Here is a 15,619-nt window from a genome sequence, read left to right on the forward strand (position 1 = left end):
ACCCAGGGGTGTCGGCGGGGGCCCGCGCCCGAGGGTCCGGACGCCCCCGTCGAAGGGGTCCACCGATGCGCTCCAGCCTGACGACCACCCTCACCGCCGTCCTGGCGCTGACCCTCGCCACCGCCGTCCCGGCCGCCGCGCACGACGCGCGCGGACCCGGGCACCACGGCCCCGACCTGCCGACGACGTACCTGCTGGACCCGGTCGGCCCCGCAGCCGACGACATCTACCCCGAGGGCATCGCCGCCCAGGGCGACGAGTTCTACGTCAGCAGCACCACCGACGGCACGATCTACCGCGGACGTCTCGACCAGCCCACCGCCGTCCCGTTCCTGCCCGGCGGCCAGGACGGGCGGGTGGTGGCGGCCGGGCTGAAGGTCGACGGCCGCACGCTGTTCGTCGCCGGCGGCCCCACCGGGCTGGTCTGGGCGTACGACGTGCGGACGGGTGCGCTGACCGGGTCGTGGCAGGTCGTGCAGGACGGCACCCCGGCGTTCCTCAACGACATCGCCGTCGGGCCCCGCGGCGACGTCTACGTCACCGACTCGTCGCGCCCGGTGCTCTACCGGATCGACGCCCGCGACCGCAGGACGACGGGCACCGAGCTGCTCGAGCCCGTCGTCTCGTTCGAGGGCACCGTCTTCACGTACGACCAGGACATCAACGCCAACGGGATCGTGGTCTCGCGCGACGGGCGGTACGCCGTGGTGTCGAAGCCGCGGACGGGCGAGCTGTTCCGTGTCGGGCTGAAGGACGGCAGCGTCGTGCGCGTCGACCTCGGCGGTGCCTCGGTGGCCGGCGACGGCCTGCTGCTCGACGGTCGCACGCTGCTGGCCGCCGAGTGGACCGCCGGCCCGCCGCAGTCCGTCGTCGAGGTCAGGCTGAGCCGGGACCTCGCCTCGGGGTCCGTGGTCTCCCGCACGACGGACCCCACCTTCGACGACCCGACGACGATCGCCCGCGCCGGGCGCAGCCTGCTCGCGGTGAACAGCCAGTTCGAGATCCGCTTCGGCGGCGGCGGGACGCCGGGGCCGTTCACGGTGTCGCGGATCCCGCTGCCCTGACGCGTCGGCCGGCTCCGTCCGGGCGCTGCACCCGATCGGGTGGGTTCTGCGCGGCGGGGCCGGCCGCCGGCCGGAACCCGCCCGCGGCCTGCGGCGGTGTGGTGCGATGACCCGCATGACGTGGTGGAGCAGGCTCTTCGGCGGCAGGCAGGGCAGCACGACGCGACCGGCAGCGGCGCCGCCGGGGCCGACGGCCTCACGGGCGGCTCGCCCGGCATCGCCGACGCCCACCTCCGGCGCCGCGCCGACGACGCACGTCCTCGGCGTCACGCCGTCGGGCGTCGAGGTTCGCGGGTTCCACGCGCCGGCGGCGGACCTGCTGCCGTGGTGGCACCGGCTGCGCGCCGACCACGCGACCACCGGCCTGTGGCCCGTCCTGCTGGGCCCCGACCTCGGCGACCTCGCCGCTGCGCTGACCCCCGAGACGCGGGGAGACTACGACGACGCCGCGCAGGTGCGGCGCGCGACCGCGATGACCCTCGGTGAGCTGCAGGCCCTGCGCGTGGAGCGGGCCGCGCGCTACGGCGGCGCCGAGGACGACGACCTGGACGACGCGGACGACGAGCCCGACGTCGTCCGACGCCATCCGCCACGCTTCTCGGTCACCGCGGAGGACGGCCTCGTCGCGCTCGTCCCCGCCGCCCACGGGTGGCAGGTGCCGGTGGTGCTGGGCTGGGAGGGGGGCGTGAACCACGACCTGGAGCCGGTGGACCACGGCGTCGTCCTGCGGGACTGGCACGAGCGCTTCGGTGCCGAGCTCGTCGCCCTCAGCGACGGCCAGGTGCTCGAGGTGCTCGTGCACCGCCCACCCACGACCCCCGGCGAGGCGCTGGCCGTCGCACGTGAGCAGTACGACTACTGCCCGGACCTGGTCGACCAGGGCGTCGGCGACCTGCAGACGCTCGCCCGGGAGCACGCCGGCGCGGAGGCCTGGTCCTTCTGGTGGGACTGACGGCTCACGGTCTGGCCCTGGCCCCCGGCAGCACGGACCGGCACCCCGGTCGCGTCGTCACGGCCGGACGTGCTCGGTGCTCGCGGGCCCGTCGACCGGGCTCGGTCCCGGCGTTGACGCTCGGGGTTGCGTCGGTAGTACGTCAGCCAGGCGTCGTAGGACATGGCGCGACCGTAGCGACCGCGGGGCGCCGACGGGCCCGCCACCTGCTCGCCGTGGCGATGCTCGCCGCCGACGTCCTCGGCCGGCGTCATCCGCCGATCTCGACGATCCCGTTCTGGTACGCCCACACCACGGCCTGCAGCCGCGACCTCACGCCGAGCTTCGGCATGACGCGCGCCAGGTGCGACTTCACCGTCGACACCTCGAGGTACAGCTCGCGGGCGATCTCCTCGTTCGACATGCCCTGCGCCAGCAGCAGCACGATGTCGAGCTCGCGCGGGGTCAGCAGCTCGCTCGCGCGCGCGGCGGTGACGGGCTGCGTGCGCCGGCGTGTGACGACCTCCCGCAGCACCCGCCGCGTCAGGGCGTTGGCGAGCATGCCGTGACCGGCGGCCACCGAGCGGACGGCCTCGACGAGGGTCGTCGGCTCGGCGTCCTTCAGCAGGAACCCCGATGCACCGGCCTCCAACGCACCGAACAGGTACTCGTCGACGTCGAACGTCGTCAGCACCAGCACCGGGATCGGGTCGTCGACGTCCGGGCCGCACAGCTCGCGCGTCGCGGTGATGCCGTCCTTGCCGGGCATGCGGATGTCCATGCAGACCACGTCCGGGCGCAGGTCGCGGGCCAGCTCGACGGCGGCCGCGCCGTCGGCGGCCTGGCCGACCACCTCGATGCCCGGCTCGGTGGCGAGCATCGTCGCCAGCCCCATGCGCACCAGCGGCTGGTCGTCCGCGACGACCACCCGCACGGTCCCGGTCTGCGTCATCCGCCCTGCCCCTCGCTCGTCGTCGGCCCCGGCGTCGGTCCGCCCACGGGGACCGACAGGACGACCTGCCACCCGCCGTCGAGCGTCGGACCGAACCGCAGGGTCGCGCCCGTCAGCTCCGCGCGCTCCTGCATGCCGACCAGACCGTAGCCGGGGTCGCGGGGTGCGGGTGCGGCGCGGACGGCCGGTGGACGGTTGCGCACCACGACCTCCAGGCGCCCCACCTCCTGCGCGTCGAGCCGCACCGAGCACGGCGCACCGGGCGCGTGCCGGGCGGCGTTGGCGAGCGCCTCCTGCACCACGCGGTACGCGGCGAGCTGCGCCAGCGGACCGACGTCCCCGGAGGCGGCGACGTCCGCGACGGGCCCGGCCGTCTCCAGCGACACGTCCGCCCCGGCCGCCTGCGCCGCACCCACGAGCTCACCGATGCCGGCGATCGTCTCCATCCGCACCGGCCCGCCCTGGCCCGGCGGGGCGTCGACGTCCCGCAGCAGCACGACGAGGTTGCGCAGGTCCCGCAGCATCGCGGTGCTCTGCTCGCGCACCTGCGCGACCGCGACCTTGGCCCCCTCGGGGTCGACGTCGATCTGCCGTCCGATCGCCCCGGTCATCACTGCGATCCCCGACAGGTGGTGCGCGGCGATGTCGTGCAGCTCGCGGGCCATCGCCGTCCGCTCCCGCTCGACCGCCACCTGCACGAGGGCGTCCCGTTCGCGCTCCTGAGCCTGCGCGGTGCGCGCGAGCGCGTCGACAGCGTCGCGACGCGCGCCGACGACGCCCGCCAGCACGAGCGGCACACCCACGGACGCCAGGGCCTGCAGCGGGCCGGCGACGACCACGGCCCACCCCTCGGCGCCGTTGCGGACGGCAGTGGCGGCGACCCCCACGACCACCAGCGCGGTGGCCCCCACGAGCGTGGGGGTCAGGCTCCGGGCGGGCCGGGCGAGCACCGCCCGGTACGTCGCGACCATCACCGCCAGGAGGACGACGCCGATGGCGTCACCCAGGACGAACGCCGCGGGCACCCCCGCGGCGACCACGAGGAGCGCGGTACGCGGCCGCGTCGACGACCACAGGGCGAGCGCCACCGCCTGCAGGGTCAGCACCGCGGCCGACCACCACCACGTCGCGTCCCCGAACCCCGGCAGGGCGAGCGCGGCCTCCGGGTCGGCCTCGCTGACGACCACGGAGGCGGCCAGCAGACCCACCGAGAGCACCCACACCACCGCCGGCACGACGTCCGTCGGCCGGCGGTGGTGCACAACGGGCTCGGTCACCGACGTCACGATAGACGCGCGGGCTCGGGCAGCGGGGCGGGAACGGGCACCGGCTCGGTCTGCGGCTCGGGGTGGTACCCGAGGCGACCCCGGGAGCCGGCCATCACGATCGCCCCGACCACCGTCGACCCCAGCAGCAGCGCCGCCTGCGCCGTGTCGCGGTCCATGCCCGGGAAGAGGTCCGACCACGCGACGGACGCGAAGTTGTTGATGCCGACGTGCAGCAGCATGGCCATCGGCAGGCTCTGGCCCGTCTTGTTGAAGACCCAGCTCATCACCACGTTGAAGGTCACGCAGAACAGCGTGAACATCACCGGGCGGTACCACGGCACGTCGGGGTACCCGCCCCACTCCGTGAGGAACAGCGGCATGTGCCACAGGGCCCACAGGACGCCGATGACGAGGGCGGCACGCGGCGCGCCGACCAGGCGCTGCATGCGCGGCAGCGCGAAGTCACGCCAGCCCGGCTCCTCGGCGAGGCCGGTGGTGATCATCTGCGCGAACAGCCCGACGACCAGCAGGGGGATCACGGTCAGCGGCAGCGCCTCGACCTGACCGCCGGCGAACACCAGGCCCGCCAGGACCATGACGGCCGGGACGCCGAGCAGGATCCCGACGTACCACTTCCAGCTGACCTTCCAGTTCCACAGCCGGCGCGCCCACGTCCGCAGCCCGGGCCGGCCGTCCGCGATCGCGGTGACGAGCAGCGCGGAACCGATGGGACCGAGGTACGCGCCGGGGAGCATGCCCAGCAGCTGCCCGCCGATCGACCCCCCGGGGAACGAGAAGTCCCAGACGCCCAGGCCGTGGTTCGACAGGATGTACGGGATCCACGCGACCCAGCTCAGGCCCAGCGCGAGGACGAAGAACGACAGCAGGGGGCGGCGGCGGATCACGCCGAGCAGGCCGCCGCGCTGCTGCGGGGGTGCCGGTGGGGTGAGGACGCTCATCGGAGATCCCTTTCGTCGAGGTCGGTGCGACATGGCTCGACGCTAGGAATCCGGAGGGTGCTGCCGCGCCGGGCGCAGGGACCAAGGGCGGGGGTTGCATCGAAGGATGGAAGCGGCCGGAGACCCGGGCCGTGGGAGGGTGCGCCCGTGGACACCCCGCCGCTCCCCCCGCCGCCCGTGCCCGGCGTCGTGCCGCCGCGGGTGCGCACCGTCACGGTCGTCACCCACCCGGAGGCGACGCACCATGTCGACCGGCTGGTCGGGGGGCAGTTCGACTCGGCCCTCACGGCCCGCGGCGAGGACCAGGCCGCGGCGATCGGGACCGCGCTGCGGGAACGGGTCGCCGGTGCGTCCCGGCTCACCGTCGTCACCTCGGACCTGCGGCGCACCCACCGCACCGCGCAGGTCCTCGGGGAGGCGTGGGGCGTGACGCCCGTGCTCGACGCGCGCCTGCGGGAGAAGTCGTACGGCGAGGCCGAGGGCCGGCCGCAGGCATGGCTGGACGCGCGCTTCGTGCCCCCGCCGGCCGTGGGCGACCGCCTGCACCACCGCGAGGGACCGGAAGGCGCCGAGACCCGGCTCGACCTCGCCGTCCGCGTCTACCGCGCGATGACCGACCTGCTGGCCCGGGACGACGACCAGCTCGTCGTGGTGACGCACGGCTTCGCCGCGACCTTCGTCGTCGCGGCCTGGATCGGGATACCGGTCGAGGCGGCGGGGCACGTCGCGTTCCCCGTGCCGTCGGGGAGCATCACGACCCTGCGCGAGGACGGGCGCTTCCACAACCGTGCGGTCGTCGCGGTCGGGGACGTGGCGCACCTGGCGGGCTGACGCCGCCGGACGCCGCGCCTCACCGCACCAGACGCACCGCCTCGATCCCACCGAACGACGACCCGTCGTCGGTCGCACCGTCGGCGGCGAACCCGTTGCGCTCGTAGAACCGCACGGCCCGCGGGTTGCCGCGCGCCGCCCAGAGCTGGGCGGGCGCCGCCCGGGGCAGCACCGCGTCGAGCAGAGCCTGCCCGATGCCTGTGCCGTGGTGCGCCGCCAGCACGTAGAGGTTGGACAGCTCGCGCTCGCGGACCGGCTCGTGGCCGTTCCGTGCCGTGGCCTCACCCACGATCGCGAGCCCGACGACCTCGCCGTCGACCTCGGCCAACGTCGCGTCGAGACCGTCGTCGAGGAGCCGTCGCCAGGTGGCGATGCTGCGCTCCTGCGACGCGCGGGCCCAGAACTCGGGTGAGGCGAGCCCGGTGAACGTCTCGACCCACGACGTGAAGTGGACCGTGCCGGCGCGCTCGGCGTCGGCCGGCACGGCACGGCGGAGCAGCATCCCGGGGTGCGTCATTCGCCGCAGGCTACGACCGCCACGCTCCCCCTGTCAGCGGGTCCGCACCGCCAGCAGGAACTGCCCGCCGCCCGGCTCGACCTGCGTCGTGACGGGCAGGTCGGGGGCGAACCGCGACAGCCGGTCGACCAGCCAGTCGGCGGCGGCGTCCGCGTCGGCACGGCTGGGGCAGCGTGCGACGACCTCGCGGCCGCCCTTGCGCCGCAGCCGCTCCACGGTCTCCGCGATGGGCGCGGGGTCGACGACGAACAGGTCGGGCGACCACGGCACGACCGGCTTCACCGCACCCTTGCGGGTGTTGCACGCCCGGTGCGCGAGCCGCTCCGGGGCGGCCGCACCCTTCTTCGACTTGGGGGCGACGCCCGCGTCCACGCTGGGGCCCAGGTCGGAGTTCACCGACGCGTCCGGGTCCACCGGCTGGTCGCACAGCCAGCAGCGCCACGCGTCCCGCTCGCCGACCTCGTTCACGTTGCTCATGGGCGCACGGTAGCCGCCGGGGGCGGGGACGCCCGCCGCGCGTCTGCCGCGGCGATCCCGCGGCGCAGCGCCTCCCGGGCCACGGGGTCCCACGGGCCCGACGCCGCCAGGGGGATGTCGAGCATGAACCGCCGCTCCGGCTCGGGGATCGACGCCACCAGGCGGTCGGGATCCGTGCCGGCCGTCGCGTACAGGTCCGGGCCGTCGGCGTAGAACGGGTCGAGGAGGACGAGCCGGCCGTCGGGCGCGCGCATGACGTTGGTGGGATTCCGGTCCAGCGGGCCGCACCAGGGCAGCTCGCGCCGCGCCCGCGCGTGCACCTCGTCGAGGGTCGCGGCGAGGTCGGCCAGGTCCGGGCGGCGCTCGGCCAGGGCCTGCTGGAACGCGTTCCCCTCGTCCTGCGGCACGGGCGCCAGCCACTCGAGCACCTGCAGGTCACCGCCGCCCGCGAGGCGCCGGTGGGCCAGCAGCACGGGCACCCGACGGGTGCCGGCCGCCCTCCGGTAGAGGTCGGCGGTGTACGGGCCGGTCGGGTCGAACGGGCTGATCCGCGCGGCCGCCGCGCCGTCCGGCGAGCGCAGCGCGACCGCCCAGTCACCGGCCCCGCACGGGGTCCAGCCGTCGTCCCCGGCCGTGAGGCGCAGTTCGAGGACGCCTTCGGGCGTGCCCGGGCGATCATCGCGAGCATGCCGGGGTTCGGCGGCCTGACACTGTCCCGCTGCGTGGAGCGGCCCGGCACCTACCTGCTGCTCGTCACGTGGCGGTCGCTGGAGGACTACACCGACGGGTTCCGCGGGTCGGCGCAGTACCAGGAGTGGCGTCGGCTGCTGCACCACTTCTACGACCCGTTCCCCGTGGTCGAGCACGACGAGCAGGTGCTCACCGCCTGAGGCTCACGCGCCCAGCGCCCACCGCAAAGCGTCAGGCAGCAGCACGCCGCCGTGGTTGGTGCTGTGCCCGCCGTCGCCGAGGACGAGGCGGTGGTCGTACCCGGCCTCGGCCAGGGCCGCGCCGACGCGCAGGTTCTCGGCCAGCCAGTTCCGGGTGGGTGCGTCGTGGTTCAGGTCGCGGTGCCCGGCCTGCAGGAAGACCCGCAGCGGCTTGCGCGGGGTGCTCGCCAGCAGCGCGGGGTACGGGTTCCCGCCGGGCATCTGCGCGAAGCTCGACAGGAAGCACACGGCCCGCCGGAAGCGGTCAGGGCGCATCCAGGCCGCGGTGAAGGCCGCGTCGCCGCCGCTGCTGCCCCCGCACACGCCCCACCGCTCGGGGTCGTCCGTGACGTCGTACCGCGCGGTGACCAGCGGGAGGATCTCGTCGAGCAGGAAGGTCGCGTAGCGGTCGTCGAACGCGTCGTACTCGACGTTGCGGTTCTTCGGGTGCTCGCTGCCGACGACGACGCCGGGGTCGACGAAGACGCCGATCGTGTACGGGATGTCGCCGGCGTGCACCAGGTTGTCGAGGACGACACCGCCGCGGACGTCGCCGTCCGGGTCGAGGTACAGCCCGCCGTCGTTGAACACCATCACCGACGCCGGCGGCGGGGGGCCGGCGTGCGCCGGGACGTGGACCCGGACCCGGCGCGTCGTGCCGGGGTAGACCCCACTGGTGTCCCACCGCAGCTCCACCGTCTCCCCTGCCGGCACGCCGGGGCGGCGCTCCGAGTCCGGGCCGTGCGCGTACCGCACGTCGGTGAGGTCGAGCGGCAGGGGCCGGTACGGGACGACGGTGGCCATGCGCGCACGCTAGGCCACGGCACGTCGGACGTCACGGGCGATCACGTCCCGCGGCGGCCCCGGACCGCCGCGGCCCGGACCTCAGGCGCGGCCCTCGTCCCCGATCGCGATCGTCGTCCGGACCGCGGTGACCGTCGGGCGGTGCGGCACGGACGAGAAGCCGAACTCCACGGGCGGCACGTCCGGCAGCAGCGGTCCGCACGGCACACCGTCCCAGGTGGCGTCGACGTCGACGACCCGGTGCTGCCCGGTGGCGCCGTACCACTCGCGGCGGCCCTGCCCGGCGCTGCCGACGGTCCGCACCCCGGGGACCAGCCGCGACGCGAGCGGGTCGACCGCGGCGGCGAACGCCCGCGAGCGCGTGACGGGCCGGGGCGACGCCGTGAGCAGCGCACCGAGGGCGGTCCGGCCACCCAGCGTGACGTCGGCGGTCAGCGGGCCCGCCGCGACGTGCCAGCGACGGGTGGCCGGGTCGCACGACACGCGGACCGGCGTGACGACCACCTCGTCGAAGACGTAGGTCGCGGTGACCTCGTCGGCCACCGCCTCGGACGGCGCGAGCAGCGTGCGCCGGCCCCGCGCGTCCTGCGTCATGACGTCCGCGAACCGCCCCCACGGCGAGCGCAGCCACCGGCCCACGACGACGCGACGCCCGTCCGCGGTGGCCAGGCCGAGGATGTGCCCCTCGTACCGGTGGACGGCGCCCGTCACGACCCGCGGTAGTCCGTGTCGGTGACGTGCTCCAGCCAGGTGACGACCTCGCCGTGCTCGTCGGCCTGCTGGAGCGCGACGTGCGCCATGAAGCGGTCGGGGCTCGCGCCGTGCCAGTGCTCCTCGTCCGGGTCGATGTGCACGACGTCCCCCGGGCGGATCTCCTCGACCGGGCCGCCGCGGCGGGCGACCCGACCGACACCGTCGGTGACGTAGAGCGTCTGGCCGCGGGGATGGCGGTGCCACGCGGTACGGGCGCCGGGTGCGAACCGCACGTGCCCGCAGCCGACCGACCCGGGACCGTCGGGGTCCCGGACGCCGTCGATCCAGACCGTGCCGGTGAACCAGTCCTCGGGGCCGGGGACGGACCGGCCGCCGCTGCGCGTGATCCTCATGCGACCCTCGTTCGCGGGCGGGTGAGGGCGTCCGTCGTCGGGCGTCCACTGCCAGTGTCGGACGCCGGGGGCGTGCCCGCGCGCGGTGCCGGACGCCCGCCGGCGGCCCTCGCGGTCAGCGCCGCCCGGTCGGCACCCACAGCACGCCGCGCTCCTGCAGGAAGTCGCCCGTGACCGTCGCGACGTGGCCCTTCTCGCTGAGGTCGACGACCTGCACGTCGTCCGGGGTCGGCGTACCCAGCAGCGTCAGGCGGTCGCGGTGCCACACGAACGGCTGCACGAGCTCGGCCCCGTCCGTGGTGGTGGAGCCGATCTGGCCGGCCACCTGCCCGCGCTCGTTGACGTCCTGGGTGTCGCTCCACCCGCTCCCCACGGTGCCGATCGCCCGCATCGTGCCGCGGGACCACGCGAAGGCCGTGCCCCGCCGGCCGCGGCCGTCCGAGCTGACACCCACGACGAGGCCGGCGTCGTTCATCGCGAACGCCTGCGAGAACGTGGTCCCGGGCAGCATGCCGAGCCGCTCGATCGTCCCGTCGCGCCACACCGCGGCCTCCCGCACCCCGCTCCCCAGGTGCACCTCGCCGGCGACGCGCCCGCGCTCGTCCAGGTCGGCACCACGCAGCACCAGGCCGTCGGCGCGCAGCTCGGTGAACACGCCGTCCTTCCACACGTACGCGAGGTCCGTGTCGTCGTAGAACTCCCCGATCGCGAGCACCTGGCCGCGGCGGTTGAGGTCCACGACCGACGCGTTCGGCCACGCGTCGGGGAACGGCGGCGGCGCGAGGTCGGTGCGGGTGCCCGCGGTCCAGACGAACGGGTTCTCCGACCACGCCTCCGGCCGGGCGACCGTGCCGCTGACCTGCCCCCGCTCGTTGACCAGCGCGCCGTACCCCTCCTCGGCCAGCACCGTGGCCGTCCCGCCACGCCACAGGACGGCGTCGGCGGACTCACCGGGCGCCGGCTGCACCCAGCCGCTGACGTGCCCGGAATTCGACACGTCGGCGGCGACCGCGTCCTGCGCGTCGGGCGAGAGGTCGGTCATGACACCGTCGGCCCAGAGAAACGCGTGCCACCGGCCGTCCGGCACCTGCGAGCGCCCGACGACCTGACCGCGGTCGTTGACCGCCGTGGGCACGGTGCGCTCGCCGCCGAGCGTCCCGAGCTCCACGGCCGTCCAGCCCGGTGCGCGGGGCGACGCGCCGCGGCCCGCGTCGACGGTCGACGCGTCGGGTGCGGCGGCGTGCGCCGGCGGTGCGACGAGCACCAGGGCGGCGGCGAGGAGCCCCGCTCCGAGCGCAGGACGGACGTGTGCGGTCATGTGGGTCCCCCTCGACGGGCGCACATCCCCCTTGATGTCCGCTTCGTCCCGTTCTAGGGGTTCCGCGGGGACCCGCACAAGGAGACGGGCGGGTGGAACGGCACGTCCACCGCAACCTCACCCGGTGCGCACAACGTGGCGCCACCCCCGGCGCGCGCGCGGGTCGGCCGGGAGTAGGGTCGCGCCGCGCGCACCGACGAGGGTGCCGCACCCCGCGTGCCGGGCCGTCGGCGCGCCGCGCCCAGGATCGGGGAGCCGGATGACCGCGACCACCGAGTACGACCGGTTCGGCCCGTGGATCGACGAGGTCACGTCCCTGGACGACGTCCCGCGCCTCTACCGCGACCACCCCCTCGACCTCGACGCGGCGCGGCTCGTCCTGAAGGTTCCCCGCAACATCGCCCGGCGGGACGCGACCCCCGACATGGACCTGTACGACCACCTGCTCGTCGTGGACGCGACGACCCTGACGGTGCTCAGCCGACGCGCGGCCGAGCGGGCACGCCGCGGCGCACCCACGGCCCCGGCCGGGTACGACGTGCGCACCGTGCCGCTGACGCACGTCGTCGCGGTCCAGGAGTCCGTCGACCTGCTCGACGGGCGGCTGACGGTCCGCACCGACGACGGTGCCGTGCTGGCGGTGCGGTTCAACGGCTCGGCGCGCACGCAGGTCACGCGGCTGGTCGACGTGCTGCGCGCGGGCGCGGTCGGCGGCGGGCCGAGCGCGGCCGGCCGTGCCCTGGACGCCGCCGGGCGCGCCGTGGCGCCGTCCCCGCTCGACCCGGGACCCGAGGACCTCGCCCTGGTCGCCGACGTCACGGCGGCGGTCCGTGCGCACCCCGACCTGGTGCCGTGGGCCTGCCACGGTCGACGCCGGCTGACGGTCCGGCCCGCCGGGGCGCTCGGCCTCGTGCGGCTGGCCGCGCACGCGCTGTCCCCGGCCACCGTGGAGGGTGCGGTCGTCGCGGGCGACGGGTCGGCGGTCGAGGTGATCGGCCGCAGCGCCTGGGTGACGCGCGGGCAGATGCCGCAGCACTCGGCGTCGCGGCTCGTGCTGCCGCTCGGCCGGCTGGACGCCGTCGCGCTGACGCCGCACCCGGTGTACGCGGACGCGACGCAGGTCGCGTTCACGCTCGGCGCCGCCGCCGTGACGATCGTCGTCCCGGCGGGTTCGCCGATCGAGTCCGTCGTGGCCGCGGCCGTACGGGCGGGCTGAGGCGGCCCCGCCCGGGCCGCGGGACCCGGACGCCGGTGCGGCTGCGCGGCTGTCGGCGCCTGCTGCCATGCTCGCCGGGTGGAGCTGCGGTTCGGCGGTGAGGTGATCTGGTGGCGCGGACCCGCGCCGTACCACTTCGTCGCGCTCCCCGACCACGAGGCCGCACGCCTGCGGGCGATCGCCTCGCGGGTCACGTACGGCTGGGGCTGCATCCCGGCGACCGTCACGCTGGGCGCGACGACGTTCACCACGTCGATCTTCCCCCGCGACGGCGGCTTCATGGTGCCGGTCAAGGTCGCCGCCCGGCGCGCCGAGGGCGTGGAGCTCGGTGACGACGTCGACGTGGTCGTCGTGGTGGGCGACCCCGACGACGCCCTCGACACGCGGCCACCCGACGGACCATCACCCGCCGCACCGCCGACCGCCCGCCCGCGGCGCCACGACCCGGCGGACGACGACGACTACTACGACCCCGCGGCGGGGGACGGCCGTCGTCCGGATACCGGGCAGGTCACCCGGGGACACCCCCATACCGTCACGCTCCGCCCATGACGACCGAGGGACCCGTCCCGTCAGAGCCCACCGTGCGCCGCGTCACCGGGGCCGACGCGGCCGCCTGGGCACGGCTGTTCCGCGGGTACCGCGCCTTCTACGAGCTGCCCGACGACGACCGCGCCGTCGCCACCACGTGGGGGTGGGTCGTGGGTGAGCAGCACGGCATGACCGGGTTGGTCGCGGCCGCGGCGGACGGCACCCTGCTGGGGCTGGCGAACCTGCGTGCGTTCGCCCGGCCGTCGACCGGCACCACCGGCCTGTACGTCGACGACCTCTTCGTCGATCCCGACGCGCGACGCAGCGGCGCCGGCTCCGCCCTGCTGCGCGCCGCGGGCGACCTGGCTGCCCAGCGCGGCGACACCGTCGTGCGGTGGATCACCGCGCAGGACAACACACGGGCCCGCGCGCTGTACGACCGGCACGCGACGGCGACCCCGTGGGTCACGTACGACATGGCACCGAGCGCCGGGACCGGGGCGCCACCGCGCCCGCCTGCCTGACGGCACGCCGCGTCCCGTGTGCGAGCGGCCATCCCGCCCGCTTCCCCGGCGGTCACCCCGATGAGTCGGGCCGCCCCCGCCGGTCGGGAGGAGGACACCCGGACGCCCGGAGAGAGGACACCCATGACCGCCACGTACACGTTCGACGTCTTCGCCAGCCTCGACGGCTACGGCTCCTACGCCCCGCCCGGCGACTGGGGCGGGTACTGGGGCAAGCAGGGACCGGAGCTGCTGCGCCGGCGTCACGAGCTGTACGAGGCCGAGCAGCGCATGGTGTTCGGCGCCACCACGCTGCGCGAGTTCGTGACCATGTGGGCCGGGAGCACCGACGACTCGGAGATCCGCGACTCGTGGGCCGCACGCATGCGGGACCTGCCGGCGACCGTGGTGTCCTCGACGCTGCACGCGCCCGTCGACTGGCCCGACGTCACGGTCGCGCGCGGCGACGCGGTCGAGATCGTCGCCCGGCTGAAGGAGGAGTCCGACCTGCCGCTGCGCTCGCACGGCAGCCTGTCGCTCAACTGGGCGCTCATGGCAGCGGGCCTGGTGGACCGCGTGCAGGTGACGATCTTCCCGGTGATCACCGGGAGGACGGGGACGACCCCGGTGCTCGGCGGCGCGGGCGACTTCGACCTCGAGCTGCTCGACAGCCGTGTGCTCGACGGGCGCACGCAGGAGCTGACCTACCGGCCCACGGCCCACTGACGGTGGGCCGGCTCTCCCGGAGCCGCGGCTGCGCTACCGGCGGGTGACCGTGACCCGGACGTCGTCCCCGACGTCCTTGCCGAGCGCCCTGCGGACCTTGGCGCTGAGCGACACCATGTGCCCGCCGGCGCCGGTGGGCATCGCGCCCACGTTCTCGAGCCGCACGTCGTCCACGGTGGCGTCGACGCGCACGCTCCGCCCGGTGCCGAGGAAGTCCGCGGAGCCGGGGATCTCGACGCAGCTCCACGTCTCGCCCTTGACCTCGACGCCGATGGGCGCGGTGAACGTCAGCTGCGTGGTCGACATCGCGCCACCGTAGCGGGCACCCGCGGCGACGTCAGCGGTCCGCGGCACCGCCGCCCTCCGGCGCGGCGGGCCGCACCATCGCGGTCGCGGCGGCGCCGGGCAGCCGGACGGTCCCGGTGGCACGGAACCCGAACCGCTCGTAGAGCCGGCGGCTGGCCGCGGTCGTGGACTCCAGGTAGGCCGGCAGCCCCGTGGCGTCGACGACCGCGAGCCGGTGCGCGAGCAGGGCGGATCCCACGCCGTGCCCGCGCGCGGTGGGTTCGGTGGCGACGTCGGCCAGGAACCAGTGCGGGTAACGGGGGCGCAGCGCGGCGAACGAGCGCAGCGCCCGGGCGCAGGCCGGCAGGTGCCGCACGCCCACGGCGCGGACCAGGCCCGGCAGCTCGCGGAGCAGCGGCCACCCGCCCGGCGAGTGGTCGGGCCCCTCCCACATCGCGACGCCCACGACGGGTCCGTGCGGTCCGTCGCGCGCGACGTCGACGACGCCGCGCCCCGCGAGCGCCATGCGCACGGCCGCCGCGTACACGGCGGTGAGTCGCGCGAAGCGGTCGTGGCCCCCGGGCACCAGCGAGCGCACGACCGCGTCGTCGCGCAGCGCGGCGGCGATGACCCGTGCGCAGGACGGCACCTCGCCCGCGGTCGCCCCGCCCACCTGCACGTCCACCGCGCCCCCCGGATGCCGTCGTCCGTCGACTCTCCACCCCGCAGCGCCGTTCCGCCACGCGGCCTCTCGTCCAGCACCGGTAGGGCGGTACCTAGTGTTGCCAAGCAGTGGTACCTAGCGTTACTTTGTTCTGGTACTCAGTGACACCGAGAAGTGGGGACGACCCGTGGCCAACCAGCTGACGGAGATGCTCAAGGGGACGCTCGAGGGGATCGTCCTCACGATCCTCGAGACCCGGCCCGCCTACGGGTACGAGATCACCACGCACCTGCGGGAGCAGGGCTTCACCGACATCGCCGAGGGCACCGTCTACGCACTGCTCGTGCGCATCGAGCAGCGCGGCTTCGTGGACGTCGAGAAGGTGCCGTCCGAGAAGGGCCCGCCGCGCAAGGTCTACTCGCTGAACGCCGCAGGCCGGGAGCAGCTCGCCGAGTTCTGGCGGACCTGGGACCTGCTCGAGGGTCGCATCGACCGGCTCCGCACCGCACGCACCGACCGCACCGACAGGGAGTGCTGA

21 protein-coding genes are annotated in these 15,619 nt (G+C 75.5%); 9 read left to right on the forward strand and 12 right to left on the reverse strand.

Going from position 1 to position 15,619, the window contains the following annotated elements:
• Window positions 1-65: 65 nt before the first annotated feature.
• Both BMZ16_RS15895 and BMZ16_RS15900 read left to right on the forward strand, forming a co-directional pair.
• Window positions 66-1,064 carry an SMP-30/gluconolactonase/LRE family protein gene (locus tag BMZ16_RS15895; RefSeq protein WP_089802305.1) on the forward strand — a complete coding sequence of 333 codons (999 nt, stop codon included), beginning with the start codon at window positions 66-68 and terminating at the stop codon, window positions 1,062-1,064.
• 106 nt (window positions 1,065-1,170) lie between these two features.
• Window positions 1,171-2,016: a DUF4253 domain-containing protein gene (locus BMZ16_RS15900; RefSeq protein WP_089802307.1), complete on the forward strand. Its 846-nt coding sequence runs from the start codon at window positions 1,171-1,173 to the stop codon at window positions 2,014-2,016.
• 250 nt (window positions 2,017-2,266) lie between these two features.
• Here BMZ16_RS15900 and BMZ16_RS15905 read toward each other — a convergent pair whose 3' ends face one another.
• Genes BMZ16_RS15905 through BMZ16_RS15915 form a run of 3 tightly spaced genes read right to left on the reverse strand, consistent with a single transcriptional unit; the run spans window position 2,267 to window position 5,174 of the window.
• Window positions 2,267-2,947 carry a response regulator gene (locus BMZ16_RS15905; RefSeq protein ID WP_089802309.1) on the reverse strand — a complete coding sequence of 227 codons (681 nt, stop codon included), beginning with the start codon at window positions 2,945-2,947 and terminating at the stop codon, window positions 2,267-2,269.
• The gene (locus BMZ16_RS15910) at window positions 2,944-4,224 is read right to left on the reverse strand and encodes a sensor histidine kinase (protein WP_143082864.1); all 1,281 of its coding nucleotides are present in this window, start codon (window positions 4,222-4,224) and stop codon (window positions 2,944-2,946) included. Before BMZ16_RS15910 ends, BMZ16_RS15905 begins: the two co-directional genes overlap by 4 nt.
• 5 nt (window positions 4,225-4,229) lie before the next feature.
• The gene (locus BMZ16_RS15915; RefSeq protein WP_089802313.1) at window positions 4,230-5,174 is read right to left on the reverse strand and encodes a CPBP family intramembrane glutamic endopeptidase; all 945 of its coding nucleotides are present in this window, start codon (window positions 5,172-5,174) and stop codon (window positions 4,230-4,232) included.
• Window positions 5,175-5,321: 147 nt separating this feature from the next.
• Between BMZ16_RS15915 and BMZ16_RS15920 the strand changes: the two genes are divergently transcribed.
• Window positions 5,322-6,005 (forward strand): histidine phosphatase family protein, encoded by a 684-nt coding sequence (locus tag BMZ16_RS15920; protein WP_218143380.1) that lies wholly within the window; start codon window positions 5,322-5,324, stop codon window positions 6,003-6,005.
• Window positions 6,006-6,024: 19 nt separating this feature from the next.
• On the opposite strand, the gene BMZ16_RS15925 is transcribed toward BMZ16_RS15920, so the two are convergent.
• Genes BMZ16_RS15925 through BMZ16_RS15935 form a run of 3 tightly spaced genes read right to left on the reverse strand, consistent with a single transcriptional unit; the run spans window position 6,025 to window position 7,478 of the window.
• Window positions 6,025-6,522 carry a GNAT family N-acetyltransferase gene (locus BMZ16_RS15925; RefSeq protein ID WP_089802314.1) on the reverse strand — a complete coding sequence of 166 codons (498 nt, stop codon included), beginning with the start codon at window positions 6,520-6,522 and terminating at the stop codon, window positions 6,025-6,027.
• 33 nt (window positions 6,523-6,555) lie between these two features.
• Window positions 6,556-6,999, reverse strand: coding sequence for a hypothetical protein (locus BMZ16_RS15930; protein WP_089802315.1), 444 nt, complete (start codon window positions 6,997-6,999; stop codon window positions 6,556-6,558).
• On the reverse strand, window positions 6,996-7,478 hold the full coding sequence (locus tag BMZ16_RS15935) for a hypothetical protein (protein ID WP_177199745.1): 483 nt from the start codon (window positions 7,476-7,478) through the stop codon (window positions 6,996-6,998). The genes BMZ16_RS15930 and BMZ16_RS15935 overlap by 4 nt, the downstream gene beginning before the upstream one ends.
• Between BMZ16_RS15935 and BMZ16_RS20075 the strand changes: the two genes are divergently transcribed.
• Window positions 7,458-7,889 carry an antibiotic biosynthesis monooxygenase family protein gene (locus tag BMZ16_RS20075; protein WP_089802319.1) on the forward strand — a complete coding sequence of 144 codons (432 nt, stop codon included), beginning with the start codon at window positions 7,458-7,460 and terminating at the stop codon, window positions 7,887-7,889. The two genes, BMZ16_RS15935 and BMZ16_RS20075, sit on opposite strands and share 21 nt — an antisense overlap.
• Before the next feature lie 3 nt (window positions 7,890-7,892).
• Here the strand turns inward: BMZ16_RS20075 and BMZ16_RS15945 are convergent, their stop codons facing one another.
• From BMZ16_RS15945 to BMZ16_RS15960, 4 genes are all read right to left on the reverse strand, one after another.
• Entirely contained in the window at window positions 7,893-8,732 is an 840-nt protein-coding gene (locus BMZ16_RS15945; protein WP_089802321.1) for an alpha/beta hydrolase, read from the reverse strand.
• An 81-nt stretch (window positions 8,733-8,813) separates the two neighbouring features.
• The gene (locus BMZ16_RS15950; RefSeq protein WP_089802324.1) at window positions 8,814-9,443 is read right to left on the reverse strand and encodes a hypothetical protein; all 630 of its coding nucleotides are present in this window, start codon (window positions 9,441-9,443) and stop codon (window positions 8,814-8,816) included.
• Window positions 9,440-9,838: a (R)-mandelonitrile lyase gene (locus tag BMZ16_RS15955; protein WP_089802325.1), complete on the reverse strand. Its 399-nt coding sequence runs from the start codon at window positions 9,836-9,838 to the stop codon at window positions 9,440-9,442. The genes BMZ16_RS15950 and BMZ16_RS15955 overlap by 4 nt, the downstream gene beginning before the upstream one ends.
• A gap of 115 nt (window positions 9,839-9,953) precedes the next feature.
• On the reverse strand, window positions 9,954-11,156 hold the full coding sequence (locus BMZ16_RS15960; RefSeq protein WP_089802328.1) for a hypothetical protein: 1,203 nt from the start codon (window positions 11,154-11,156) through the stop codon (window positions 9,954-9,956).
• Between the two features lie 259 nt (window positions 11,157-11,415).
• Between BMZ16_RS15960 and BMZ16_RS15965 the strand changes: the two genes are divergently transcribed.
• The 4 genes from BMZ16_RS15965 to BMZ16_RS15980 all read left to right on the forward strand — a co-directional run bounded on the left by BMZ16_RS15965 (window position 11,416) and on the right by BMZ16_RS15980 (window position 14,132).
• Complete coding sequence (locus BMZ16_RS15965) at window positions 11,416-12,372, forward strand: hypothetical protein (protein ID WP_089802330.1); 957 nt, start codon at window positions 11,416-11,418, stop codon at window positions 12,370-12,372.
• A 78-nt stretch (window positions 12,373-12,450) separates the two neighbouring features.
• Entirely contained in the window at window positions 12,451-12,924 is a 474-nt protein-coding gene (locus BMZ16_RS20080) for a DUF1905 domain-containing protein (protein WP_089802332.1), read from the forward strand.
• On the forward strand, window positions 12,921-13,427 hold the full coding sequence (locus BMZ16_RS15975) for a GNAT family N-acetyltransferase (protein WP_089802334.1): 507 nt from the start codon (window positions 12,921-12,923) through the stop codon (window positions 13,425-13,427). Before BMZ16_RS20080 ends, BMZ16_RS15975 begins: the two co-directional genes overlap by 4 nt.
• Window positions 13,428-13,550: 123 nt before the next feature.
• Window positions 13,551-14,132 (forward strand): dihydrofolate reductase family protein, encoded by a 582-nt coding sequence (locus tag BMZ16_RS15980; RefSeq protein WP_089802336.1) that lies wholly within the window; start codon window positions 13,551-13,553, stop codon window positions 14,130-14,132.
• 33 nt (window positions 14,133-14,165) lie between these two features.
• Here BMZ16_RS15980 and BMZ16_RS15985 read toward each other — a convergent pair whose 3' ends face one another.
• Together BMZ16_RS15985 and BMZ16_RS15990 are read right to left on the reverse strand one after the other, a co-directional pair.
• On the reverse strand, window positions 14,166-14,438 hold the full coding sequence (locus tag BMZ16_RS15985; protein WP_089802906.1) for a DUF1905 domain-containing protein: 273 nt from the start codon (window positions 14,436-14,438) through the stop codon (window positions 14,166-14,168).
• Between the two features lie 31 nt (window positions 14,439-14,469).
• The gene (locus tag BMZ16_RS15990) at window positions 14,470-15,102 is read right to left on the reverse strand and encodes a GNAT family N-acetyltransferase (RefSeq protein ID WP_089802338.1); all 633 of its coding nucleotides are present in this window, start codon (window positions 15,100-15,102) and stop codon (window positions 14,470-14,472) included.
• Between the two features lie 166 nt (window positions 15,103-15,268).
• Between BMZ16_RS15990 and BMZ16_RS15995 the strand changes: the two genes are divergently transcribed.
• Complete coding sequence (locus tag BMZ16_RS15995; protein ID WP_089802339.1) at window positions 15,269-15,619, forward strand: PadR family transcriptional regulator; 351 nt, start codon at window positions 15,269-15,271, stop codon at window positions 15,617-15,619.

The sequence above is a fragment of the Cellulomonas sp. KH9 genome, assembly GCF_900114185.1.
Classification (GTDB): domain Bacteria; phylum Actinomycetota; class Actinomycetes; order Actinomycetales; family Cellulomonadaceae; genus Cellulomonas.

Coding starts and splice junctions, on each gene's coding strand:
- BMZ16_RS15895 (WP_089802305.1), top strand. CDS start 66: ATGCGCTCCAGCCTGACGACCACCCTCACCGCCGTCCTGGCGCTGACC.
- BMZ16_RS15900 (WP_089802307.1), top strand. CDS start 1,171: ATGACCCGCATGACGTGGTGGAGCAGGCTCTTCGGCGGCAGGCAGGGC.
- BMZ16_RS15905 (WP_089802309.1), bottom strand. CDS start 2,947: ATGACGCAGACCGGGACCGTGCGGGTGGTCGTCGCGGACGACCAGCCG.
- BMZ16_RS15915 (WP_089802313.1), bottom strand. CDS start 5,174: ATGAGCGTCCTCACCCCACCGGCACCCCCGCAGCAGCGCGGCGGCCTG.
- BMZ16_RS15925 (WP_089802314.1), bottom strand. CDS start 6,522: ATGACGCACCCCGGGATGCTGCTCCGCCGTGCCGTGCCGGCCGACGCC.
- BMZ16_RS15930 (WP_089802315.1), bottom strand. CDS start 6,999: ATGAGCAACGTGAACGAGGTCGGCGAGCGGGACGCGTGGCGCTGCTGG.
- BMZ16_RS15945 (WP_089802321.1), bottom strand. CDS start 8,732: ATGGCCACCGTCGTCCCGTACCGGCCCCTGCCGCTCGACCTCACCGAC.
- BMZ16_RS15955 (WP_089802325.1), bottom strand. CDS start 9,838: ATGAGGATCACGCGCAGCGGCGGCCGGTCCGTCCCCGGCCCCGAGGAC.
- BMZ16_RS15960 (WP_089802328.1), bottom strand. CDS start 11,156: ATGACCGCACACGTCCGTCCTGCGCTCGGAGCGGGGCTCCTCGCCGCC.
- BMZ16_RS15965 (WP_089802330.1), top strand. CDS start 11,416: ATGACCGCGACCACCGAGTACGACCGGTTCGGCCCGTGGATCGACGAG.
- BMZ16_RS15975 (WP_089802334.1), top strand. CDS start 12,921: ATGACGACCGAGGGACCCGTCCCGTCAGAGCCCACCGTGCGCCGCGTC.
- BMZ16_RS15980 (WP_089802336.1), top strand. CDS start 13,551: ATGACCGCCACGTACACGTTCGACGTCTTCGCCAGCCTCGACGGCTAC.
- BMZ16_RS15985 (WP_089802906.1), bottom strand. CDS start 14,438: ATGTCGACCACGCAGCTGACGTTCACCGCGCCCATCGGCGTCGAGGTC.